Source organism: Pseudomonas sp. NPDC078416 (assembly GCF_050268485.1).
GTDB lineage: Bacteria > Pseudomonadota > Gammaproteobacteria > Pseudomonadales > Pseudomonadaceae > Aquipseudomonas.
The window spans coordinates 95958-120521 of the sequence record NZ_JBNNGV010000016.1; the positions used below are offsets into that span (position 1 = coordinate 95958).

Sequence of the window (24564 nt, forward strand, 5' to 3'; positions counted from 1 at the left end):
TTCTAAAGCAACGCGCTCAAATCCAGCCTGTCCTGGGGCACCGGCATCGAGAAGTAATAACCCTGGGCCTGCCCCGCGCCCATTTCCCGCAGCAGCTCCAGGGTCGCGGCATCTTCCACGCCCTCTGCCACCACCGTCAGCCCAAGGGATTCGGCCATGCGCACAATGGCACGGACGATGGCGCGGCTGCGGGAGCTGGTGGTCAGTTCAAGGGTGAAGGACTTGTCGATTTTCAGCCCGCTGAAGTGGTACTGGTGCACGTAGCTGAGGGACGAGAACCCGGCGCCGAAATCATCGAGGACCACCGACACGCCGTTGTCAGCCAGGTGTTTCATGGCCTGACGCGCCAGCTCCGGCTCGGCTACCAGCGCGCCTTCGGTGAGCTCCAGACAGATGCGCGACGGCGCCACGCCATGCTGGCTGAGCAAACCAAGGACTTCGCTGGAAAATTCCGGGCGGGTGATGCTGTAGCTGGAGCAGTTGACGTGCACCGTCGGCCAGTGCGCGTGGTCGGGATGGGCGAGGATCACCACCACCTGCTGCAGCATGTAGAGGTCCAGCCGGCCGATCAGGCGCAGGCCTTCCAGCGCCGGCAGAAATTCACCCGGCGCGACGATTCGACCGTCGGCCTGACGCCAGCGAATAAGGGCTTCGAGGGCCAGTATCCGGCCGCTGGCCACATCGATGATCGGCTGGAAATACGGCAGCAGTTCGTCGGTGCGTTTGAGGGCATTGCGCAGCGCGGTCTCCTGCTCCATCTGATCGGACACCTCGCGGCGCACTTCTTGGTTGAACACCGCGTAGCTGTCGCGCCCGGCATTCTTGACCCGGTACATCGCCGTGTCGGCGTCGCGAAGCAAATCCGCCGGCTCGCTGTGAAACTGCAGGTCGGCGCCGACCACGCCGATGCTGCAGGACGAAAACACCGCGTGGCCGTCGATGAAGAACGGCACGTCGAAAGCCAGCAGAATGCGCTCGGCGATGGCCACGGTGACGTCCGGCGGCGCCGCGTAGGCCAGCACCGCGAATTCATCGCCGCCCAATCGCGCCAGCAAGTCGCCGTCGCGCATGCAGTGGCGCAGCCGATCGGCGGCCTGGATCAGCAACAGATCGCCCGAGTGATGGCCGAGGCTGTCGTTGACCATCTTGAAGCGGTCGAGGTCGATGAACATCACCGCCAGCTCCTCGCCCTTGTCGCAGAAATCCTGCCATGCGCCTTTGAGCCGCTGCTGCAGATAGCTGCGGTTGGGCAGCCCGGTCAGCGCGTCGTGGGCGTTTTCGTGCTGCAGCTTGGCGTTGGCGTAGTCCAGCTCCCGGGTGCGGTCCTGAACCCGCGCTTCCAGGCGCAGATTGGCGGTGTGGATGGCCTCGGCAGCGCTGCGCCGGGACAGTGCCGTGTCGATGTGGCGTGACACGAAGGTCAGCAGCTCCTGATCGCGCAACGAGTAGCTGACATGGGAGGTGTAGCTCTGCACTGCCAGCACGCCCCGCACCACGTCGCCGTCGAACAACGGAATGCCCAGCCACGAACTGGAACGGTTGACCTCGTTCTGCAGGGTGATCTCGCCGATGCTTTCCAGCCAGCGCGCCTCCGGGCCGTCGATCAGGCATGGCCGGCGCTGGCGGATGACGTATTCGGTAAAGCCACGCTCGCCACGGCGCGGATCGGGTCGGCGGGTGAGGCGTTCGTCCACGTAGTACGGGAAGGTCACCTCGCCGGTGGCGTCGTCAAACAGCGCGATGTAGAAGTTAAGGGCAAACAGCAGTTCGCCGACGATGCCGTGCAGACTTTTGAACAGGTCGGTCATGTCACCGGGTTGACTGGACAACTCGGTGATCTGGAACAGCGCGCTCTGCAAATGCTCGGCGCGTTCGCGGTCGGCCACTTCGTTGCGCAGGGCATCGTTCAGGCGGGACAACTCAAGGGTGCGGCGGGCGACGGTTTCTTCGAGCTGCGCGCGGTGCAGAATCCGGTCCAGGGCCATGGCCACGTGGCGGGCCACCACCAAAAACAGCTCCTGATCCTCGACGCTGTAGACCCGGGCGACGTCGTAGACCTGCATCGCCAGCATGCCGAACACGTCGTCGGAGGCGTTTTTCAGCGGCGCGCCCATCCAGAATTCCGGGCGATGGCCCACGCAATGGAACCGATCCAGCGCCCGCGCCCGCTCGATGGCGGCAGCATCGACGAACAGGGCCTGCTCGGTGGTCAGCACATAACCGGTCATGGACAGCCGCTCGGGGTCGAGAAACTCGTAGGTTTCCGCTTCGAGAGCGTCGAGGTCGGTGATGTCGATGTAATACGGGTAAGTGATCTTGCCGCTGTGGCTTTCGTACAGCGCCAGATAGAAGTTTTCCGCGTCGATCAGGGTCGAGAGCTGCTTGTGCACGCCTTGCAGAAACGCCGAACGGTCACGGGTCGAGCTGGCCAGGTAGGTGATTTCATAGAGCACGCGCTGGGTGGCCTGGGCCCGGGCCAGCGCATCGGTCTGCAGGCGCAGGCCCAGACGTCCGGCCAACTCGGCGAAAAACGGATCGTCGGAATGCGCGTCCGGCATCAACAGCCAGCCCAGGGCGGACTCGCCATGCCCGGTCACCCAACGCTGCAAATGGTGCTTGCGGCAGTAGCCGTCGAAGTCCTCGCGGGGTATCAAGGTCGGCCAGTGCGTGGCCGAACTGCCCTGCCCCAACAGATGCATTTGCTGGCCGGCACGGTAAGCGGCCCAGCTCAACTCGGGTGCAGCCTGGCGGGCGGCGCGCAGCAAGGCGTCCAGCGAATTCTCCTCGGTCAATCCCCCCACGGCCGACAGGCCATTATCGCCGGGTGCGGAGATCCGCTCGTCGGCAATCGGCGTACACCCGGAGAGGGTCGAAAGTGGGGAATTCATAGGCGCTCCATTGCCAGCGTCGGACTGAGCTATCTTCATGGGGTGTGACAGAAGGTTGCAAGCGGCATATTCGCATTTGCGGTCTATTCGCGACGAAAAAACCCTATTCCACGACATTTATTGAAATCACACGCCGCACAGCCCTATAGCGGCCTGCAAACTGAAAGATTTAACCCGGCACTCTATTCATACAGCGCGTCAAACAGCCCGGCAGCGACGGTTTCATGTTTCGGCATTGACCTTTGAGCGCCCTCGCCTGTCACTGATTGCTGTTACCTGTCTTTTTGCCCCACTGGAGATGATCACCCAATGATCAAGACTTACAGCTACGCCGCGCAAAAACCCACTGACAAACTCGCCCCGCTGCAGATCGAGCGCCGCGAGCCGGGCGCCGATGACGTGCAGATCGACATCCTGTTCTGCGGCGTCTGCCACTCGGACCTGCACACCGCGCGCAACGAGTGGAACAACACCCTGTATCCGTCGGTGCCGGGCCACGAGATCGTCGGCAAGGTCACCGCAGTCGGCGCCAATGTCACCCACTTCAAGGTCGGCGACCTGGCCGGTGTCGGCTGCATGGTCGACAGCTGCCAGCACTGCGCGTCCTGCGCGGAAGGCGAAGAGCAATACTGCGAGAACGGCTTCACCGGCACGTACAACGGCCCGGTGTTTGGCGGCGAGAACACCTTCGGTGGCTACTCCGACAAGATCGTGGTGAAAGAAAAGTTCGTCCTGAAGATTTCCCACAGCGACAACCTCGCCGCCGTCGCGCCATTGCTCTGCGCCGGCATCACCACCTACTCGCCGCTGCACCACTGGAAAGTCGGTCCAGGCAAGAAGGTCGGCGTCGTCGGGCTGGGCGGTCTCGGCCACATGGCGGTGAAGATCGCCCACGCCATGGGCGCCCACGTGGTGCTGTTCACCACCTCGCCGAACAAGCGTGAAGACGGCCTGCGCCTGGGCGCCGATGAAGTCATCGTGTCGAAAAACGCCGATGAAATGGCGACCCAGACCAATCAGCTCGACTTCATCCTCAACACCGTGGCGGCGCCGCACAACCTTGATCCGTTCCTGAACCTGCTCAAGCGCGACGGCACCATGACCTTGGTGGGCGCGCCGGATCAGCCGCACCCGTCGCCAGGCGTGTTCAACCTGATCTTCAAACGCCGCAGCATCGCCGGCTCGCTCATCGGCGGCATTCAGGAAACCCAGGACATGCTGGATTTCTGCGCCAAGCACGGCATCGTCTCCGACATCGAGATGATCCACATGAAGGACATCAACGAAGCCTACGAGCGCATGATCAAGGGCGACGTGAAATACCGCTTTGTCATCGACATGGCGACCCTGAAAGAAGAAGCGTCAGCCGCCTGATGGCTGGGTTCCCGGGTGCGGTTTCCCCGCCCCGGGCACTCGTAACATTCTGTCTGTTTCCCGCCTGAGAAATATTGGCAACCATCCCACGGTGCCCCGGTCACAACCCTTGAGCCATGGCCAGCACTGCCTGCTTTTACTGATCCCGACAAGACGCCAGCCCTCGCCGCTGACACAAGCGCCATGGATTAGAGAAAACGACTCACAAGTGCATGCCCGGATTCAACGCAATGCAGTGCCTGTGCATTGGTTATCGTTGAAGACTGCCGTCGCTTTGAAAATCGCCATCGCTCCAGCCGCTCCACCTGCCGTCCCTGCCCGTGCGTCCGCCCACCGTCGGCCGCCAGGTTGACCCAACGCTGACGAGGAACCCGTTCATGACCGATCAGCCTGATCGCCCCAACAAACCAGAAGTGTCTTGTGACCTCAAGGCCTTCACCGTCCCCTCCCGCCGTAACTTTCTGAAATCCATCGGCGTGTCCAGCCTCGCTGCCGCGACGGCGCCGATCTGGACCCAGGCGCTGGAAGCCCAGGCCGCTGTCGCCGATGACCTCGACCCACCTGCGGCCGACGAACGACGCATGACCCTGAAGGTCAACGGCCAGGCCCACACCCTGAACCTGCCGGCCAACGCCGCGCTGCTGGATGTGCTGCGCGATCGCCTGCAACTCACCGGCACCAAGAAAGGCTGCGACCACGGCCAGTGCGGCGCCTGTACGGTTCACGTGAATGGCGTGGCGATCAATTCGTGCCTGTCCCTCGCGGCGATGCACGAAGGCGACGCCATCACCACCATTGAAGGCCTGGCGCAGAACGGCAAGCTGCACCCGGTGCAGGAAGCCTTCTGGGAACACGACGCCTACCAGTGCGGTTATTGCACCTCCGGGCAGATCATGAGCGCGGCGGCGTTGCTGAAGGACAAAAACATCGGCACCGACGATCACAGCGTGCGCGAAGCCATGAGCGGCAACATCTGCCGTTGCGGCGCGTACAAGAACATCCTCGCGGCGATCCAGTCGGCGCGCATCAACGTCCAGGAGGTGAGCTGATGAGAGCCTTTGAGTACGTGCGCGCCAATAGCGTGGAACAGGCGGTGGCGACCCACGCAAAAAGCCCGACTGCGTTCTTCCTCGCCGGCGGCACGACGTTGCTGGATCTGGTCAAGCTGGACATCATGCCGGCCGATCAGGTGATCGACGTCAATCACCTGTCGCTCAAGCAGATCGAGGTGCAGAAGGACGGCAGCGTGCGCATTGGTGCGCTGGTCAGCAATACCGAACTGGCTCATCACCCGCACATCGTCGAGCACTACGCCGTGCTGTCCCAGGCGTTGCTGTCCGGCGCCACCACTCAGTTGCGCAACAAGGCCACGACGGCCGGCAACGTGATGCAACGGGTGCGCTGCAACTATTTCCGCGACGGCTATTCGCCCTGCAACAAGCGCGAACCGGGCTCGGGGTGCGCCGCCATCGATGGCCACAATCGCAGCGTCCACGCGGTGCTCGGCACCAGCGACCAGTGCATCGCCAGCCACCCTTCGGACATGTGCGTGGCTATGGTCGCCATTGGTGCGACGGTCGAGGTGCAGGGCCCCAAGGGCAAGCGCAGCGTGGACTTCGCCGACTTCCACCTGCTGCCCGGAGCGACGCCGTGGAAAGAACACGCGCTGCTGGACGATGAGTTGATCACCCATGTGGTGCTCGCCGCGCCGCTGGCCGGCAATAAGTCCGCTTATCTGAAGCTGCGTGACCGCGCCTCTTACCAGTTCGCCCTCGCGTCCAGCGCGGTGATCGTCGTCATGGACGGCAACACCGTGCGTGACGCGCGAGTGGCCCTCGGCGGCGTCGGCACCAAACCCTGGCGTTCGGTGGAAGCCGAGCAGGCGTTGAAGGGCCAGACCCTGACGCCGCAGACCCTCGAAAAAGTCGCCGCCATCGCCCTCAAGGGCGCCAAAGCCTATCGCCACAACGCCTACAAGATCGCGTTGGGGCAACAGGCCATCGTGCGCAACCTCGGCACCCTGAACGCCTGACCGGAGGATTCACCATGACTGATGCAATGATTGGCTCGGCACCCCGCCGCATCGATGGCCAGCGTAAGGTCACCGGCAGCGCGATGTACGCGTCCGACCATCACCTGAGAAATATGGCCTACGGCTACGGCGTGTTCAGCACCGTCGCCAGCGGCAAGATCACCGGCCTGGAACTGGACGCCGCGCGCCAATCGCCGGGCGTGCTGGAGATTCTGCACCACGGCAACTTCCCGTCGCTTTATCACAACTCGACGCTGCCGATGTCGTTTGCGCAGATCCTCAAGGCCGCCAAGTCCGATGAAAGCCGCCTGCCGTTCGAAGACGACACCGTGCATTACGCCGGTCAGTTCGTCGCCCTGGTGGTGGCCGATACCTTCGAGCACGCGCGGGCCGCGGCCTACAAGATCAAAGTCAGCTACAGCAAGACCGACGCGGTGGCCAATCTCGAACAGGGCCTGAAAGCCGGGGCGTTGCAGGACGGCAGCCCGAACCACACCCGGGGTGACGCTGCCGCTGCGTTCGACGGCGCCGTCCACAGCATCGACGCCACTTACTCGACCCCCGTCGAAACCCATAACCCGATGGAAATGCACGCCACCGTCGCCAGTTGGGAGGACGGGCGCCTGATCGTGTACGAAGCGACCCAGGGTGTGGTTGCCCACCGCAATTCCCTGGCGAAAATCTTTGGCATGATCCCGGAGAAGGTCGAGGTCCGTGCGCCGTTCATTGGCTCGGGCTTTGGCAGCAAACTGTGGATCTGGCCCCATTCGGTCGCCGCCTGCGCCGCCGCCAAGGTGCTCAAGCGCCCGGTTCAATTGGTGGTGCCGCGCCAGCAGATGTTCACCACCACCGGCCATCGTCCGGAAACCCGTCAGCGCCTGCGCCTCGCAACTGACGACAAGGGCAAGTTGCTGTCGGTGCGCCACGAGTCGATCAACACCACGTCTTTCACCGACCCGTACAAGGAAAACTGCGGCACGTCGACCAAGAGCCTCTACAGCTGCGCGAACGTGCTGGTGACCCACAAAATCATCGAGGTCAATCGCGGCACGCCGACGTCGATGCGCGCGCCGGGTGCAGCGCCGGGGCTGTTCGCCCTGGAATCGGCCATGGACGAGATGGCCGATAAAGTGGGCATGGACCCGCTGGCATTCCGCAAGCTCAACGTCTCCGAGCGCGACGAGAGCCAGAACCTGCCGTGGTCGAGTAATCATCTGCAGGAATGCATCGACAAGGCCGCCGAGCGCTTCGGCTGGAGCAAGCGCAACCCGACGCCGGGGTCGATGAAGGACGGCACCGAGATCATCGGTTATGGCATGGCCGCCTGTAATTGGGACGCCTATCGCACCCCCGCGGAAGCGCAAGTTTCGCTGCGGGCCGACGGCACGGCGTGGGCCATATGCGGGGTGCAGGACATCGGCACCGGCACGTACACCATCGTGGCTCAAGTGGTCAGCAGCATCACCGGCATCCCGCTGGACAAGATCGACGTCGAGCTGGGCAATTCGTCGTTCCCGCCGGCGCCGGTGTCGGGCGGATCGTGGGCGACCGCGAGCGTGCTGCCGGCCATCGCCGAGGCCACCCGCCAGGCCGTTGAACAGTTGAAGGCCTTTGCGACCGCACCCAAGGGCGTGTTTGCCGGAGCCAAGGCCGATCAGGTGAGTTTCGAGCAGGGCCAGCTGAAGAGCGGCGACAAGACGTTCGCCATCGCCGATGTGCTCAAGGCGCAGAAGCAGGGCAGCGCCTTCGGTGAAGCGAAGACCGGCATGAACGACACCAGCAAGCATTCGTTCCGCTCCTTCGGCGTGCATTTTGTCGAAGTGCGCTGGGACCCGGGCATTTCGCGCCTGCGGGTTTCGCGGGTGGTGAGTGCGATTGACGTGGGCAAGGTGATCAACCAGAAAACCGCGCTCAATCAGGTCGAGGGCGCGATCGTCATGGGCGTCGGCATGGCGCTGTTTGAAGCCACGGACTTCGACGAACGCAACGGCATGCCGGTGAACAACAACTACGCCGAATACGTGGTGCCGGTGCATGCCGACCAGCCGCAGATCGACGTGATCCTGCTGGACTACCCGGACCTGGAGCTCAACGAGTTCGGTGCTCGGGGGATTGGCGAGATCGGCATCACCGGACTGGCTGCAGCGGTGGCCAACGCCGTCTCACACGCCACGGGCAAACGCATTCGGGACTTGCCGATTACGCTGGACAAGCTGATGGAGTTGCCGCCGACGATGAAGGTCTGAGCCGGAATTCCAGCGTTCTGACTGCCCTCTTCCCGGCTAAAGCCGGTCCCACTAAAGCACCGCATGCCGTCAGTGGGACCGGCTTTAGCCGGGAAGCTTTTGATTTGATCGTTCCCACGCTCTGCGTGGGAATGCCGCACTGGACGCTCCGCGTCCCAAAGCTGACGCGGAGCGTCATGGTATGAATTCCCACGCGGAGCGTGGGAACGATCATTACTCACTGCATGCAGTCAGTGGGACCGGCTTTAGCCGGGAAGCCTTTGATTTGATGATCATCGATCATCATGTTCTCAGGCACGCAATCCCTGCGCGGCGCTCAGCAGTCCTTTGAATTTCCCATAACGTGCGCTCAAAGCTTCCTGCACCAGCGGCATCGGCTGATACCGGTCCTTCACCGCCATCCCCCGCCCCAGCAACTCAGCCCCCTCCCCGATCGACAGAAATCCCAGCTTCGCCGCGCCAATGCACGCGCTGAGTTCGCTGCCGTGCAGGGTGTACACCTCGCGATCCAGGATGTTGGCCAGCAACTGCGCCCAGTATTCGCTGCGGGCGCCGCCGCCCACCAGGGCGCAGGCGTTGACCGTGGCCCCGGCGGACAGCGTGGCATTCATCGCATCCAGCAGCCCGAAACCAACGCCTTCAAGCACCGCGTAACCCAACATGGCTGGCGTGCTGTCGTGCCCAAGGTTCATGAATCCGCCGCGCAACAGCGGGTCGTTGTGGGGCGTGCGCTCGCCTGCGAGGTACGGCAGAAACAGCGGACTGGAGACCGCCACAGGCTTATCCACCGGCAATTGCGCGTCAACCAGATCCAGCAAGGCCAGTTCGCTGGGCTGACCCAATAATCGGGTCACCCAACGCAGGCAGCTCGCCCCCGCCAGCATCGCGCCCATGGTGTACCAGCGCTGCGGCAGGGCGTGACAAAAGCTGTGCACGGCGCTGGCCGGATTGCCCGCCGGATGATCGGTGATCGCGACGATCGCCGCGCTGGTGCCGAGGGTGACAAACGCATCACCGGCGTTGATCGCGCCGATGCCCACCGCGGAAACCGGGTTGTCACCGCCACCTGCGGCTACGGGCAGACCTGACGGCAAACCCAGTGCCTCTGCCGCCTCGGCGCTCAGCCCGGCAGACAGTTGATCCGCTTCCAGCAAACGGGGCATCTGCCCGAGGGTCAGCCCGGTGGCGTGGAGCATCGGCGCGTACCATTCGCGCTTTGCCACATCCAGCCACAAGGTGCCGGCGGCGTCGGACATGTCACTCACCTGCTCGCCGGTCAGCAGCAAACGCAGGTAATCCTTCGGCGACAGCACGCTGGCAATGCGCGCGAACACCTGCGGCTCGTGCTGCTGCATCCACACAAGCTTCGGCGCGGTGAGGCCGGCCATGGCCAGGCTGCCGGTGACGTCCGGGTAATCCGGGAAATCTTCATTCAGCTGCGAGGCCTGAAGCACGGCGCGGGAGTCGTCCCAGAGAATGGCCGGGTACAGCACCTGCTCTGCCGCATCCAGCAGAACCGCGCCGTGCATCTGCCCCGACAAGCCGATGCAGCCGACCCGCGCCCACGCCTGGGGATTGATTGCCCGCAACCGCCCCAGCGCTCCAAGGCACGCCTGCCACCAGGCATCCGGGTTCTGCTCCGACCAGCCCGACTGCCGACGGCTGACCTCCACCCGGGCACCGGCCTGGGCCAGCACCTCGCCGTCGGCGTCCAGCAGAATGGCCTTGAGCTCGGACGTGCCGAGGTCGATGCCCAGGGAAACAAGCTGATTCATGAAGGTGTCATTCCTGTAAGAGGACGCCTAAAGGCACCCACACGAATTACGAATGCGTAACGTCGGCGCCAGTCGCTCCGACAGTCGTTTGCCCTCGGGATCGTCGATGCGCTGCAACAGCAACTGCACCGCGCGCGCGCCCAGGGCCTGCACCGGCTGAGCAATCACGCTCAAGCGCGGCAGGAAAAAATCTGCCCAGTCAAAATCATCGAAACCCACCAGCGCCATCTGCTCCGGCACCTCAATGCTGGCGTCGCGCAGCGCATGCATGGCGCCGATGGTCATCAGGTTATTCGCCGCCAGAATCGCCGTGGGCGGCGGGTTCAGGCGCAACAGCGCTGCCGTGGCGACCCGTGCCGATTCGCTGTTCGACTCGCCGTCGATCAGCAACTGCGGATCCCACGGCAGATCAGCGTCGACCAGCGCCTGCCGGTAGCCCTCGATCCGCTCCTCCGTCGTGCTCAGGCCGCGATGACCGGCGATCATGGCAATGCGCCGGTGACCGTGGCCGATCAGGTGCGTCACCAACTCAGCGGTGGACAGACGATTCTCGACGCCGACCTGATCGAAACCCTCGACCGCCATCCGGTCCACCAGCACGCTGGGAATGGCGTTGCTGCGCAAGTACGCCAGCGCTGCCTGCTGCGGATCGCTGGACGGCGCGAGCAGAATGCCGTCCACACGTCGGTGGTGCAGCGCCTGAACCACGCGCAGTTCCTGGGCGGGATCGTCGTGGGTATCAACGAACAACATCATGATGCCGTGGCGCGCGCATTCGGTTTCGATGGCGTGCACGGTCTCGCTGAAATAGTGGTTCGACAGCGCCGAAATCGCCACGCCGATGGTGTTGGTGCGCGAACGGGCCAGCGAGCGGGCCAGGGTGTTGGGGATGTAGCCCAACTCCTGAACCGCCCGCTGCACCGCTTCCACCGTCCTGGCGCTGACTTTGCGCGTGCCGTTGAGCACGTGGGAAACGGTCGACGTCGATACCCGCGCCCGCTTCGCCACGTCTTCCATTTTGATCACGGCAACGACTCCTTCAGGCCTGCGTCTCAGTGCTTGCTGGACCAGCCGCTGTAGGAGCCGATGTTGTCGCGGGTGATCAGTTTCGGCGTGAGTTGAGTGACCGCTTCAGCGGGCTTCTTGTCGTTGAGCAGGTCATTACCGATGACCACCGCCTGCTGCGCCATGGCCCACGGGTCCTGGCTGGCCGAGGCCTGAATCGAGGTATCGGACTTGAGGGCTTGCTCGATGTCCGGCGCACCGTCCACCGAGGTGATGATGATGCCGCTGCGTTTCAACTGCTTGGCGGCCAGGTCACTGCCGATGGCTTGAGGGTCGTTGATCGCGAACAGGCCGTCGATTTTCGGGAAGCGGGTCAGGTAACCCTGCATCGCATTCAGGCCGCCTTCACGGGAGCCTTTGGCGTCCTGATCGTCGGAGAGAATCTTGATGTCCGGCGCAGCGGCGAAGGCCGACTTACACCCCGCAACGCGGTCGGTCACGGCGGTCACCTGCGGGCCGTTCTGAATGATCACATTGCCCTTGCCGGACAGCTTGTCGACGATGAACTGACAGGCCAGCTTGCCCGCTTCAACGTTATCGGTCTGCACGGTGGCGTCGACGCCGGCGGCGCTGACGTCGACGGCCACGACCTTGATGCCGGCGGCCTGGGCCTTCTTGATTGCCGAAGCAATGGCCTTCGGGTCCACGGCATTGATCAGGATCAGGTCGACGCCCGACGCGATGAAGTTGTCGATCTGCGAGAACTGCTTGCTGAGGTCGTAATCGGCGGAGACGGAGGTGACTTTGACGTTGGGGTTGAGCTCCATGGCCTTGGCCTTGGCGCCGTCGGCCAGGGTGACGAAATATGGGTTGCCCAGGGAACCCAGGGTGATGCCGACGGATTTCAGCTCACGGGCTTCGACGCCCTGGGACAGCAACGCGGCCAGGCACAGGGACATGACAGCGGGGAATTTGCGTTTGAAGTTCATGGGTTCTCTCTTGTGATTATTGTCGGAGTCTTCGTTGAAACGCGTGGAGCCAAACAGCAGTTGATCAGGTTCGCGCACCGGACTGGCGATAGCGATCCAGCGCCACCGCACCAATGATGACGATGCCTTTGATGATGTATTGCCAGATGTCGGAGACGCCCAACAGCACCAGGCCGTTGGTCAACACCGCAATGATCAGCGCGCCGATCAGGGTGCCGCCGATGGTGCCGACGCCGCCGGTGAAACTGGTGCCGCCGAGGATCACCGCCGCGATGGCGTCCAGCTCGTAGGACTGTCCCAACTGCAGGCCGTTGGCGGCGAACAGGCGCGAAGCGCTCATCACTGCGCCGAGCCCGGCCAGCGCGCCGGAGACCGCATAGACGAACAGCAACACCTTCCACACCTTGATCCCGGACAGGCGCGCCGCTTCGGGATTGCCGCCCACCGAGTAGATCTGCACGCCCATGACTGTGCGGCGCAGGATGAACCAGGAAACCACGATGACCGCCACGGCGATGATCACCAGCCACGGCACGCCGAGCACTGAATCATTGCCGATGAAGGCGAACGGCAGGTCGGGGTTGAAGACGGTTTTGTCGTCGGCCAGCAAACGCGCCAGGCCGCGCATGGCGGTGAGCGCACCGAGGGTGACGATGAACGGCGGCAGACGCATAAAAGCAATCAGGCCACCGTTGACCAGCCCCAGCAACAGCCCGAAACCGACACCGGCGGCGATGCCGAGCATGCCGAACTGCGGTGACATCGAGGCTTGCAGGGCGACCACAGCCGAAGCCGCGAGAATCGCGCCCACCGAAAGGTCGATGCCGGCGGTCAGAATCACGAAGGTCATGCCCGCCGCCAACACCACGTTGACCGAGGCTTGCTGGGTAATGATCGACAGGTTCTGCCAGCTCATGAAGGTGTCGGTCATCAGCGAGAAGCCGATCAGCAACAGAATCAGCACCGGCAGCATGCCAACGGTACGCATCAGTTCGCGCACACGTTCACGCTTGCTGATGGCGGCAACGGTGGGCGAGTTTTCCAGGGGCAGACTCATGGCCTGGTTTCCTTTTTATTGTTGTGGGTGGGAGACACGTTTCTGTAGGAGCGCGCTTGCCCGCGAACGGGATCTGTCAGCGCCAAATGCGCTGACTGATACAACGCATTCGCGGGCAAGCGCGCTCCTACAGGGTAAGGGTCGCGCCTGAGAGGTGGGTCTAGACATGGGCCACCTGCGCACTCCCCGTTGCCAGATCGATGATCCGCTCCTGGGAGATCTCCTGCCCGGAGTGGCCACCCACTTCGGCCACCAGCTCCCCTTCGCGCATGATCAGCACGCGGTCGCAGGTGCCGATGATTTCCGGCAGCTCGCTGGAGATCACCACAATGCCGACGCCGGCCTTGGCCAGTTCGTTGATGATTCGGTAGATCTCGGACTTGGAGCCGATGTCCACGCCGCGGGTGGGCTCGTCGAGAATCAACACATGGGGTTTGACCTCCAGCAGCCGCGCCAACAGAACCTTCTGTTGATTGCCGCCGGACAGCGCGCCGACGTTGACCTTGCCCGACGCCACGCGAATCGACAGCGAACGAATCGCCTCGATCGCCCGTTTCGCGCCACGGCCGCGATCCAGCACGCCGCCGGTGTGGGCGTCGGGGACGCAGGCGCAGACGTTGATGTTGTCGCGCACGCTCATGTCCAGAAACAGCCCCTGGGCCTTGCGGTCTTCAGTCAGGTAAACCACCCCCGCACGAATCGCATCGGTGGGGCTGCGCAGCTCGGTGATCGCTTTGCCGGCCACTTCAAGGCTGCCGGAGATACGTGAATCGGCGGCGAAGATCAGTCGCGCCAGTTCCGTGCGCCCTGCCCCGACCAGCCCGGCGATGCCCAGCACTTCGCCGGCGTGCAGGTCGAAACTGCACGGCTTGACGCGCTTGCCGTCGGCCATGTCGCGCACGCGCATGACCACCGCGCCGGGGTCGTAGGCGGCGTGTTCTTTCTTGTAGAAACCGGACAGATCGCGGCCGACCATCATCTTCACCAGCGCCTCGGCCGACAGCGCATCGCGCTCCAGCATGCCGACGTATTCGCCGTCGCGCAGCACCGACACCCGGTCGGACAGCTCGTAGATTTCTGCCATGCGATGGCTGATGTAGATGATCGCCAGGCCCTGGTCACGCAGCTGTTTGATCAGCGCAAACAGGCGGTCGGTTTCCCGGGACGACAGCGGCGTGGTCGGCTCGTCCATTACCAGGATTTTCGCGTTAGCGTGCAGCGCCCGGGCGATTTCCACCAGTTGCCGCTCGGCAATGGACAGCACACTGACCTTGGTGGAGGGTTTGAAATCGGCGCCCAGTCGCACCAGTACCTCAACGCAACCGGCTTCCATCGCCTTGCGGTCGATGCTCCAGCCACGGCGCAATTCGCGGCCCAGGTAAATGTTCTCGGCGACGCTGAGGTTCGGGCAGAGGCTCAGTTCCTGATAGATCACGGCGATGCCGCGCGCTTTGGCAGACAACGGGTCGAACGCGTTCAGGGTCTGGCCGTCGATGCGGATTTCGCCACCGGCATCGGCCTGATAGGCGCCGGACAGAATCTTCATCAGCGTCGACTTGCCCGCGCCGTTCTCGCCCATCAGGGCATGAACTTCACCGGCGTAGACCTTGAGAGCGACATTTTTCAGCACGCGCAGGCCGTTAAAGGTCTTGGAAATGGCGGTCATTTCCAGCACGGGCTGAGGAGAAACGGAGAGGACGGCGGCGCTCATAACCGAGCGGCCGATGAAGCAGAGGTGACGAGCGCGGACAGCACACGCGGCAATCGAGCAAACGAGCTGATCATGTGAATCTCCGAGGTTTCTTGTTTTTATGCCTGGGCCACCTCTTTGCGGGTGGCGCTCGGGTATTGCCTTGAAATATTTCGGAACTGCTTGATCCTAGAACAGCTGAATCGATTCACGCAAGCGCTTGCTTCTTTTTTTACGGTTTGAGTTATGCGGCGCGAGGTTTGGCGTCTTCCCGGCTGAAGCCGGTCCTACCAAACGCGCGCGGTGTTTCATTGGTATTGGCTTCCCCTCGCTGCGCGTGGGGATGCATCCTGTGACGCTCCGCGTCAACTCCCGCTCTCCAATGCGGGTCCTCTTGTGGACGCGGAGCGTCCGGGGCGGCGTTACCACGCAGAGCGTGGGAACGATCGGCGGTGTTTCAGTGGGACCGGCTTCAGCCGGGAAGAGGCCGGCGAGGTCACCCTCAATTCTGCGGTGTGATGTTGACGCCTTCCCTGCTGAAGCGGGTCCTGCCAAGTGCTGCGGAGGTCAGCCCTGCGCGGCCACAAACCCACATCAATGCACGTCGCTCGTCGAGGTGAGACGTTTCAGCCTGAATTTGCGGTAGCATTGCTGGCATTTCGATGACGGCCTGAATCAGGAAGCCTTATGTCCAGAATTTCCCACTCCGCTTTGCGTCGCAAATTCCGTGAGCAGCTGGCTTCGCAGCACTGCGTCGAGACGGCTTCAGTGTTCGATCCCATGTCGGCGCGCATTGCGGCGGATCTGGGCTTCGAGGTCGGCATTCTGGGGGGGTCGGTGGCGTCGCTGCAGGTGCTGGCAGCACCGGATTTTGCGTTGATTACCTTGAGCGAGTTCGTCGAGCAGGCGACCCGGATCGGTCGCGTCGCGCAGCTGCCGTTCATTGCCGACGCTGACCATGGCTATGGCAACGCATTAAACGTCATGCGCACCGTTGAAGAACTGGAGCGCGCCGGTGTGGCGGCGCTGACCATCGAAGACACCTTGCTGCCTGCGCAATTCGGGCGCAAATCCACGGATCTGGTGTCCATCGAAGAAGGCATCGGCAAGGTCAAGGCGGCGCTTGAAGCCCGAGTCGACCCGGAACTGACGATCGTCGCCCGGACCAATGCCGGCGTGCTGCCGGTCCAGGACATCATCGAACGCACCCTGGCCTACGAAAAGGCCGGCGCCGACGGCATCTGCATCGTCGGGATCAAGGACTTCGAGCACCTGGAGCAGATTTCGGAAAAGCTCAGCGTGCCGTTGATGCTGGTGACCTACGGCAACCCGGAACTCAATGACCGTCAGCGCCTGGCCGATCTGGGCGTGCGGGTGGTGGTCGCGGGCCACGCGGCGTACTTCGCCGCGATCAAGGCCACCTACGACAGCCTCCGCGCCCAGCGTCAGGTCACCCACAGCACCTCGAACCACAGCGCCACCGAACTGACCCACACCTACACGTTCCCGGAAAATTACGTGGCCTGGGCCAAGGACTTCATGGACGTGAAGGAGTAAGCCTGCGGCGTGGCGCCTTTGTGCGTCACGCCCGTTACCTGCTTCATCCAGCGACCGCTGCGGTCTGCGACATCTTCCACGCCACCAGCGCGGCGGCGAGCAAAAACACACCGCTCGCGATAAACGTCGCGCAAAACGGAACGTGCAGCAAAAAGGACCGTTCCGGCAGGATCCGGCGCGTGACCGGATCGAGCCTCTTGGGGCTTACTTCAGATGGGTCTGAAAGAACGATGTCAGCCTGCCGAAAGGGATCAGATCCACCCGGTCATACAGGTCCACGTGCCCGGCACCCGGAATGATCACCAGCTCTTTGGGCTCACCGGCCAGGCGATAAGCCTCCTCGCTGAACTCGCGGGAATGGGCGTTCTCGCCGGCGATGAATAGCATCGGCCGCGGTGAAATCGTCTCGATGTCAGCGAACGGGTAGAAGTTCATGAACTTCACGTTGCTGCTCAGTGTGGGGTGCGTGGTCAATTCAGGCGACTGGCCCTTCGGCGTGAACTCGCCCCGTGGGGTCCGGTAGAAGTCGTAAAACTCACGCTCGATCGGGTTGGAGTGTTCGGTGAGTCTGTCCACGGTGCCGCTGGTGTACTGGGTTTTGCCGCCGGCAAACTCGACATCACGTTGTACAGCGGCGGCCGCCATGGCTTCTTTGCGTTGCTCGACACTGACCGAATGCTGCAGGCCGTTGCGATTGACGCCGCCCATGTCATACATGCTCACGGTCGCGACGGCCTTCATGCGTGGGTCTATCTTCGCAGCGCTGATGGCGAAACTGCCGCTGCCGCAGATACCCAGAACACCGATGCGGTCGCGATCGACGAAGCCTTGGCTGCCGAGGTAGTCGACGGCGGCGCTGAAGTCTTCGGCGTAGATCTCAGGGGACACCAGATTGCGCGGCCGACCTTCGCTTTCCCCCCAGAACGACAGGTCGATTGCCAGCGTAATGAAACCCTGCTCGGCGAGTTTCTGCGCGTACAGGTTCGAGCTCTGTTCCTTCACGGCGCCCATGGGGTGACCGACGATGATCGCCGGATACTTGCGGCCACTGATCATGTCCTTCGGCACGAACAGGTTGCCCACTGTTTTCATCAGGTACTGGTTGTTGAACGTCACCTTCTGCTTGGTGACCTGTTCACTGGTGTAGAAATTGTCAGCTCCGCTGGACATATCGGCTCCCATTGTTGCGAATGAACTGACCAGCAAGGCCAGCCCCATCATCAGCTGTTTCATGAATGTCTCCGGCGCCGGGGCGCGGCGCGAATGAAGTGTGCGATGCACATATTCATGGGGCAGCCCGAGCAGGCAGTAGAGCAATCCGGTGGCTTTCTTGCCCGATCCGATCAATCCGGAGGGGCAAGGCTGGACGGCTGTTTTACCGGGCCCGTACAGTTCAAGCTCGGCAGGACAGCAAAACCAAATGGGGGAAAAACATGGGCGACACCGCGATTTCGATGCAGGCAACAGGCAGCGACACCCGAGCCCAGTTGCAATCGCTGACGCGCATAATCGACAGCCTTACGCCGGCCCCCGGTGATTTTCCTACCGTCATCACCGGCCTCGGCCTGTTTCGCCGCGAAGCGCCCTCGCCGCCAGTGACCTGCATCCTGGCCCCGAGCATCGTGCTGGTGGTCCAGGGCGCCAAGGAAATGGTCATCGGCAGCGACGTCTATCCCTACGACACGACGCGCTTTCTGATCACCTCACTGGACGTGCCTGCCAACTCCGCTGTAACCCTCGCCAGCGCGGACGTGCCGTGCCTGGGGCTGGTCTTCCAGCTGGACCTGCGCACCTTGGCCGAGCTGATCGCCCAAGGGGATGTACCAACACCGAAGGAGCGCGCCGTGCGCAAAAGCGCGGGCATTGCCAGCCTGACCTCAACGCTGCTCGATCCCCTCGCCCGACTGGTCAATCTGTTGCAGGAGCCCGACGCCATTCCGGTGCTCTGGCCCCTGTTGCAGCGGGAGATTCACTTCCGGCTGCTCCAGGGCGATCGGGCGCCGCTGCTGCGGCATATTGCTTCGGTCGACAGTCAGGGTTACCGGATTGCCAAAGCCATCGACTGGCTGAAGCTCAATTACGCGAGTGCCTTGCGCGTCGAAGACCTGGCTGCGCGGGTGCAGATGAGCGCGCCGAACTTCCACCTGCACTTTCGCAACCTCACGTCCATGAGCCCGCTGCAGTACCAGAAATGGCTGCGTCTGAACGAGGCGCGGCGGCTGATGCTCAACGAACAGCAGGACGCCGCCAGCGCTGCGTTCAAGGTCGGTTACGAAAGCCCCTCGCAGTTCAGTCGCGAGTACGGTCGGCTGTTCGGCGCACCGCCGAAAAAGGACATTACGCGGATGCGCAGCCAGGCCGCGGCGGCGTCATGATCGTCGCCCGCCAGCCCCTCAGTCTTTTTTCACCGGCCCGGCCAGGTAGGTCTGCTCGGTCACCGGCTCCAGCCAGTCGACCGGCTTGCCGTCCAGCGCTTCGTTGACCGCGACGTGTTGCATGGCGGTGGTGTCGGTTGCGCCGTGCCAGTGACGACGGCCGCAGTTGCACCAGATCAGATCGCCCGGGCGGATTTCGGTTTTCGGCCCGCCTTCGCACTGGGTCCAGCCGACGCCGTCGGTGACCAGCAAAATCTGCCCCAGCGGGTGGGTATGCCAGTTAGTGCGGGCGCCCGGCTGGAAATTCACGATGGCCAGGCCGACCCGCGCCGGTGCCGGGGCGTTGAAAATCCGGTCAATTCTTACGTCGCCGGTGAACCAGTCTGCCGGGCCCTTGACGGCCTTGGCCGAGCCGGCGCGGTGGATTTGCATGTCTTCAGCAGATAAATCAGTTGAGCTCATAGCGACCTCCAGAAAATGTGCAGGCAGCGTAACAAGGGCGCATTGCCGACAGTATCCGTAGAATGCTTCGATCAAAATGAAGGAGCGCTTGGCAATGGCGGATTACAAACTGGATGACCTAGCGGTGTTCGTTGCAGTGGGCCGCGAAGGCAATTTCACCCGCGCCGCCGCCGCGCTGGGTATTTCACCCTCGGCGGTCGGGCAGACCATGCGCCTGCTTGAGGAGCGTCTGGGCGTTCGCCTGCTCACCCGCACCACCCGCAGCGTGACCCGCACCGAGGCCGGCGAGCAGTTATTCAAGGGACTGGCGCCGCTGCTCGACAGCATCCAGGAGCAGGTCGATGCCGCCATCGACCACAGCGGCCGCCCTTCCGGCACGGTGCGCATCACCGCTGACGAGTTCGCCGCGCGTTACGTGCTGTGGCCACGGCTCAAACCCTTGCTCGATCAATACCCTGACATGACCATCGAACTGGTCACCGACTACGGCCTGACCGACATCGTCGCCCAGCGCATCGACGCCGGCGTGCGCCTGGGTGACACCCTCGCGGCGGACATGATCGCCGCGCCGATTGCCCCGCCGTTGCGGCTGATGACCGTGGCGTCCCCCGAGTACCTCGCGCGGCACCCTACGCCACGGGTGCCCGAAGACCTGCCCCGCCATCGCTGCATCAACCTGCGCCTGCCGACCCACGGCGCGCTGTATCAATGGGAATACGCGAAAGAAGGCCGCGAGATTCGCGTGCGTGTCGACGGCCCGCTGATCATGAACAGCGTGTTTCAGATTCTTCAGGGGTGCCTGGACGGCGTCGGTCTGGCGCAGCTTCCCGAAGGGCTGGTCGCCGGGCATATCAAACAGGGCGAACTGGTGGAGGTGCTCGCCGACTGGTGCGAACCGTTCGAAGGCTATCACCTGTACTACCCCAGCCGGCGCCAGCACACGGCGGCGTTTCGCGTGGTGCTGGAGGCGCTGCGGATCAATCCGCTGGCGTGAGAAGACGGGTTAGAAGTCGAAGCTGAACTGGTCCTGGGAACTGAGATCGATGGTCCGCGAGATCACGAACGGCAGGATCGCGTCGGCAATCGGCTGCAGCTGTTTGCTGATGTAGTGGTCGTAGTCGATGGCCGCCGTCCGCACTTCCAGCGGTTCAGGGCCGGCGACGGTGATCACATAGTTGATCCAGCCGCCATTCTGATACTGCAACGGTCGGCCCTGCTGGCGGTTGTACTCATCGGCCAGGCGCGCGGCGCGCACATGGGGCGGCACGTTGCGTTCGTAATCGTCGAGGGCGCGGCGCAGGCGCTTGCGATAGATGAGTTGGCCGTCGAGCTCACCGGCCAGGGTTCGGCCCACGTACTCCCGAATGTATTCCTGAAACGGCTGACGCTGGAAAATCCGCAGGTACAGCTCCTGCTGAAAGGTCCGGGCCAGCGGCGACCAGTCGGTGCGCACCACTTCCAGTCCTTTATAGACCATTTCGTCTTTGCCATCGGCGCGGGTCACCAACCCTGCATAGCGCTTCTTGCTGCCCTCTTCCGCGCCGCGAATGGTCGGCATGAGGAAGCGCTTGAAGTGGGTTTCGAATTGCAGTTCGAGGGCGCTGTCCAGGTCGTACGACTTCTTCAGATGTTCGCGCCACCAATCGTTGACCTGCTTCACCAGCGCGGTGCCGATTTGCGCGGCATCGTCCTGCGCATGGGCTTTTTTCAGCCAGACGAACGTCGAGTCGGTGTCGCCGTAAATCACCTCATAACCCTGGGCTTCGATCAGCAGCCGGGTCTGGTGCATGATCTCGTGCCCGCGCAGAGTGATCGACGATGCCAGCCGCGTATCGAAGAAGCGGCAACCACTGGAACCCAGCACGCCGTAAAAGGCGTTCATGATGATTTTCAGCGCCTGGGACAACGGCGCATTGCGCTCGCGCTTGGCCACTTCGCGCCCTTCGGCGACACGCGAGACGATGGCCGGCAGACAATGCCGCGTCCGGGAAAAACGCGCGCCCCGAAAGCCTTCCACCGACTCACTGTCGTCGGGGTGCTTGAGGCCTTCGATCAAACCTACGGGGTCGATGAGAAACGTGCGGATGATGGACGGATACAGGCTTTTGTAATCGAGCACCAACACCGATTCGTACAGCCCGGGGCGGGAATCCATGACGAAACCGCCGGGGCTGGCTTCCGGCATGCGCTCGCCCAGGTTCGGCGCGACAAAGCCCTGGCGGTGCATCAGCGGGATGTACAAATGCTCGAACGCGGCCACCGAACCGCCATTGCGATCCACCGGCAGGCCGGTCACCGTGGCGCGTTCGAGAAGGAAGGTCAGCAGCTCGGTCTTGGCAAAAATCTGCGTGACCAGCTCACAGTCCTTGAGGTTGTACCGCGCCAGCGCCGGCTTGTCCTCGGCAAACATGCGGTTGATCTCGTCCATGCGCTGATACGGATTGTCGATGGCCTTGCCTTCGCCGAGGAGCGTTTGCGACACGTTTTCCAGGCTGAACGAGGGGAAACTCCAGGTCGCTGAACGCAGCGCTTCGATGCCGTCGATGATCAGCCGCCCGGCCGCCGCCGCGAAGAAGTGATTGTTGCGCGCGCCGTGTTCGCGCCAGGTCATCACCTCGCCGCCGCGACCCAGGCGCAGCGGCACATTCAAGCGCCGCGAGTGCTCGTGCAGCACGCGCAAGTCAAACTGCACGACGTTCCAGCCGATGATCCCGTCCGGGTCATGGCGGGCCATCCATTCGTTGAGTTTCTCCAGCAGAGCGACCCGGGTGTCGCAGTATTCGAGCTTGAAATTCACCTTAGCGTCATCGCCGTTGGCCGGGCCGAGCATGTACACCTGACGCTCGCCGCAGCCGTGCAGGCCGATGCAATACAGCTCGCCGCGCTCGGTGGTTTCGATGTCCAGCGACACCAGTTTCAGGGTCGGTCGATAATTTGGATCAGGCCTGAGTTGCGCGTCCAGCAACAGGCCATTGGCGTCCGGCCGCCCGCCGAACTGCACCGGCGCAGTGATGAAACGCTCCATCAGGTAACGCTCGGGCGGGCGGATATCAGCTTCGTAAACATCGACGCTGGCCTTGCGCAGGTCGCTTTCCAGGTTCATCAATTGGCGATGCTGGCGGGTGTAAAACCCGAACACCGGGCGGTGGCGGAAATCACACAGCTCCAGCGGCTTGAGCTCGACATGGCGCTCGTTGCGCAATACGGCTTCGGCGCGCTCGCGGTGCTGCTCCGGAATAAACGCGACCGAAGTCTGATACGGCAGGCGCACCTGGCGCGGCCCCTCATCGGTGGCCAGCCAGAATTCCACCTCGGTGCCGGCGTCCGTATCACGCCAATGCCGGGTCAGGACGAAGCCCTGCTGTAAATCCACCGCTGCAACCTCGTCGCTTTTTATTTCAGACGAGGATTCTACGGTGAATGCCACCGGAAAGCGCGGCGGCTGCAGGAACGATGTGGTCCCATGGACATCACAACAACTCGACCATCATCTGAGGGATCCAGCATGCACGTTCGACGTACCGCTCTGACCGCCTCCATCCTCGCCGCGTTGTTCAGCGGGGGCTTTTTTGCCGGCGGCGCCTATGCCGCCGACGTTTCTCCCGAGCAACTGCTGAAGAAGGCCCAGGCCGAGCAGAAACCCTATCTGGCCACCGTCAAGCAATTGGTCGACATCGACACCGGGACCGGTCAGGCGCCCGGTTTGAAAATGGTCAGCGCGGTGCTGGTCGAACGTCTCAAGGCCCTGGGCGCAACGGTGGAAACCACGCCAGCGACGCCCTCGGCGGGCGATAACATCGTCGGCACCCTCAAGGGTACGGGCAGCAAATCCTTTTTGCTGATGATCCATTACGACACCGTGTTCGGCCCCGGCACGGCCGCCAAGCGTCCGTTCCGCGTCGACGGTGAGCATGCTTATGGCCCCGGTGTCGCCGATGCCAAAGGCGGCGTGGCCATGGTGCTGCACACCCTGAAGCTGCTGGAAGACGAGAAATTCAAGGATTTTGGCACGATCACCGTGCTGTTCAACCCCGACGAAGAAACGGGTTCCGCGGGCTCGAAAACCCTGATCGCCGAGCTGGCCCGCAAGCACGACTACGTGTTCTCGTTCGAGCCACCGGACAAGGACGCGGTGACGGTCGCCACCAACGGCATCAACGGCGTGTTCGTCGACGTCAAAGGCAAGTCTTCCCACGCCGGCTCCGCCCCGGAAGCCGGCCGCAACGCCGCCATGGAACTGGCCCACCAACTGGTGCAGCTCAAGGACCTGGGCAATCCGGCCAAGGGCACAACGGTCAACTGGACGCTGATCAAAGGTGGCGAGAAACGCAACATCATCCCCTCCAGCGCCGCGGCCGAAGGCGACATGCGCTACTCCGACCTGAGCGAATCCGACCGCGTGCTGGCCGATGGTCAGCGCATCGTGCAAGGCAAAATGATCGACGGCACCGACGTCACCTTCCGCCTCGACAAAGGCCGCCCCCCACTGGCGAAAAACCCCGCCACCGACGCACTCGCCAAAACGGCGCAAGCGATCTACGCCAACACCGGCCGCCCCCTCGAACCCATCGCCATGCGTTTCGGCACCGACGCCGGCTACGCCTACGTCCCCGACAGCCAAAAACCCGCCGTCCTCGAAACCATGGGCGTCGTCGGCGCCGGCCTCCACGCCGACGACGAATACATCGACCTCACCAGCATCGCCCCGAGGCTCTATCTGACCGCGGCGATGATCATGGAATTGTCCGGAAAATAGAGCGGGGCTGACGCTCCTCAGGGCTTATTGAAAAGCCAGTTCCGGTGGGACGCGGAGCGTCAGAGGCGGCATTACCACGCGGAGCGTGGGAACGATCAGGCATAGGACCGCAAGATTGATGGTGCCCAAACCGGCCCCTTCCCGGCTAAAGCCGGTCCCACTAACAGCAGCGCGGGCAGCCATTGGGACCGGCTTCAGCCGGGAAGCCCTTGATCTGCTTTTGATCTGCTTTTGATCTTCAAACGCAAAAAGTCCAGTCACCGCCAATCGCGACTTGGGTGCAGGCTGAACGCAGGTCTCGCTCCGTGGGCCGAGCGGCATGGATGCCGCGAGAGCCGCCCCCCGCCATGGATGGCGG

The 24564-nt window shown here is 63.0% G+C and carries 17 protein-coding genes; 8 read left to right on the forward strand and 9 right to left on the reverse strand.

The genetic code is table 11. The features are described 5' to 3' along the window. Nucleotides 1-2: 2 nt before the first annotated feature. A complete protein-coding gene (locus ACQKEN_RS15605) occupies nt 3-2888 on the reverse strand; it encodes a sensor domain-containing phosphodiesterase (protein WP_427686775.1) in 2886 nt (961 codons plus the stop codon). Between the two features lie 309 nt (nt 2889-3197). Between ACQKEN_RS15605 and ACQKEN_RS15610 the strand changes: the two genes are divergently transcribed. The 4 genes from ACQKEN_RS15610 to ACQKEN_RS15625 all read left to right on the forward strand — a co-directional run bounded on the left by ACQKEN_RS15610 (nt 3198) and on the right by ACQKEN_RS15625 (nt 8540). Then, the gene (locus ACQKEN_RS15610; protein ID WP_133771504.1) at nt 3198-4262 is read left to right on the forward strand and encodes an NAD(P)-dependent alcohol dehydrogenase; all 1065 of its coding nucleotides are present in this window, start codon (nt 3198-3200) and stop codon (nt 4260-4262) included. Nucleotides 4263-4639: 377 nt separating this feature from the next. Further along, a complete protein-coding gene (locus ACQKEN_RS15615) occupies nt 4640-5311 on the forward strand; it encodes a 2Fe-2S iron-sulfur cluster-binding protein (protein WP_427686777.1) in 672 nt (223 codons plus the stop codon). Next, nucleotides 5311-6294 (forward strand): FAD binding domain-containing protein, encoded by a 984-nt coding sequence (locus tag ACQKEN_RS15620; protein ID WP_427686779.1) that lies wholly within the window; start codon nt 5311-5313, stop codon nt 6292-6294. Before ACQKEN_RS15615 ends, ACQKEN_RS15620 begins: the two co-directional genes overlap by 1 nt. A gap of 14 nt (nt 6295-6308) precedes the next feature. Next, complete coding sequence (locus tag ACQKEN_RS15625; RefSeq protein WP_427686781.1) at nt 6309-8540, forward strand: xanthine dehydrogenase family protein molybdopterin-binding subunit; 2232 nt, start codon at nt 6309-6311, stop codon at nt 8538-8540. 290 nt (nt 8541-8830) lie between these two features. On the opposite strand, the gene xylB is transcribed toward ACQKEN_RS15625, so the two are convergent. The 5 genes from xylB to ACQKEN_RS15650 all read right to left on the reverse strand — a co-directional run bounded on the left by xylB (nt 8831) and on the right by ACQKEN_RS15650 (nt 15077). Next, nucleotides 8831-10315 carry a xylulokinase gene (gene xylB / locus ACQKEN_RS15630; RefSeq protein WP_427686783.1) on the reverse strand — a complete coding sequence of 495 codons (1485 nt, stop codon included), beginning with the start codon at nt 10313-10315 and terminating at the stop codon, nt 8831-8833. A 27-nt stretch (nt 10316-10342) separates the two neighbouring features. Beyond that, the gene (locus tag ACQKEN_RS15635) at nt 10343-11341 is read right to left on the reverse strand and encodes a LacI family DNA-binding transcriptional regulator (protein ID WP_427686785.1); all 999 of its coding nucleotides are present in this window, start codon (nt 11339-11341) and stop codon (nt 10343-10345) included. 26 nt (nt 11342-11367) lie between these two features. Further along, on the reverse strand, nt 11368-12309 hold the full coding sequence (locus tag ACQKEN_RS15640; RefSeq protein WP_427686787.1) for an ABC transporter substrate-binding protein: 942 nt from the start codon (nt 12307-12309) through the stop codon (nt 11368-11370). A gap of 64 nt (nt 12310-12373) precedes the next feature. After that, nucleotides 12374-13366 (reverse strand): ABC transporter permease subunit, encoded by a 993-nt coding sequence (locus ACQKEN_RS15645; RefSeq protein WP_369307668.1) that lies wholly within the window; start codon nt 13364-13366, stop codon nt 12374-12376. A 160-nt stretch (nt 13367-13526) separates the two neighbouring features. Then, the gene (locus ACQKEN_RS15650) at nt 13527-15077 is read right to left on the reverse strand and encodes a sugar ABC transporter ATP-binding protein (protein WP_427686790.1); all 1551 of its coding nucleotides are present in this window, start codon (nt 15075-15077) and stop codon (nt 13527-13529) included. 666 nt (nt 15078-15743) lie between these two features. Here ACQKEN_RS15650 and ACQKEN_RS15655 point away from each other — a divergent pair. Further along, the gene (locus ACQKEN_RS15655; RefSeq protein ID WP_265389386.1) at nt 15744-16613 is read left to right on the forward strand and encodes an isocitrate lyase/PEP mutase family protein; all 870 of its coding nucleotides are present in this window, start codon (nt 15744-15746) and stop codon (nt 16611-16613) included. 204 nt (nt 16614-16817) lie between these two features. Here ACQKEN_RS15655 and ACQKEN_RS15660 read toward each other — a convergent pair whose 3' ends face one another. Next, complete coding sequence (locus ACQKEN_RS15660; RefSeq protein ID WP_427686792.1) at nt 16818-17846, reverse strand: alpha/beta hydrolase; 1029 nt, start codon at nt 17844-17846, stop codon at nt 16818-16820. A 200-nt stretch (nt 17847-18046) separates the two neighbouring features. Here ACQKEN_RS15660 and ACQKEN_RS15665 point away from each other — a divergent pair, with 200 nt between their 5' ends. Beyond that, nucleotides 18047-18988, forward strand: coding sequence for an AraC family transcriptional regulator N-terminal domain-containing protein (locus ACQKEN_RS15665; RefSeq protein ID WP_427686793.1), 942 nt, complete (start codon nt 18047-18049; stop codon nt 18986-18988). 18 nt (nt 18989-19006) lie between these two features. Here the strand turns inward: ACQKEN_RS15665 and ACQKEN_RS15670 are convergent, their stop codons facing one another. After that, complete coding sequence (locus ACQKEN_RS15670; RefSeq protein ID WP_427686795.1) at nt 19007-19450, reverse strand: (R)-mandelonitrile lyase; 444 nt, start codon at nt 19448-19450, stop codon at nt 19007-19009. Nucleotides 19451-19544: 94 nt separating this feature from the next. On the opposite strand from ACQKEN_RS15670, the gene ACQKEN_RS15675 reads away from it, so the two are divergent. After that, the gene (locus ACQKEN_RS15675) at nt 19545-20444 is read left to right on the forward strand and encodes a LysR family transcriptional regulator (protein WP_427686797.1); all 900 of its coding nucleotides are present in this window, start codon (nt 19545-19547) and stop codon (nt 20442-20444) included. 9 nt (nt 20445-20453) lie between these two features. Here the strand turns inward: ACQKEN_RS15675 and ACQKEN_RS15680 are convergent, their stop codons facing one another. Next, nucleotides 20454-22823 carry a DNA polymerase II gene (locus ACQKEN_RS15680; RefSeq protein ID WP_427686799.1) on the reverse strand — a complete coding sequence of 790 codons (2370 nt, stop codon included), beginning with the start codon at nt 22821-22823 and terminating at the stop codon, nt 20454-20456. 132 nt (nt 22824-22955) lie between these two features. Between ACQKEN_RS15680 and ACQKEN_RS15685 the strand changes: the two genes are divergently transcribed. Further along, nucleotides 22956-24206, forward strand: coding sequence for a M20/M25/M40 family metallo-hydrolase (locus tag ACQKEN_RS15685; protein ID WP_427686801.1), 1251 nt, complete (start codon nt 22956-22958; stop codon nt 24204-24206). Nucleotides 24207-24564: the final 358 nt, after the last annotated feature.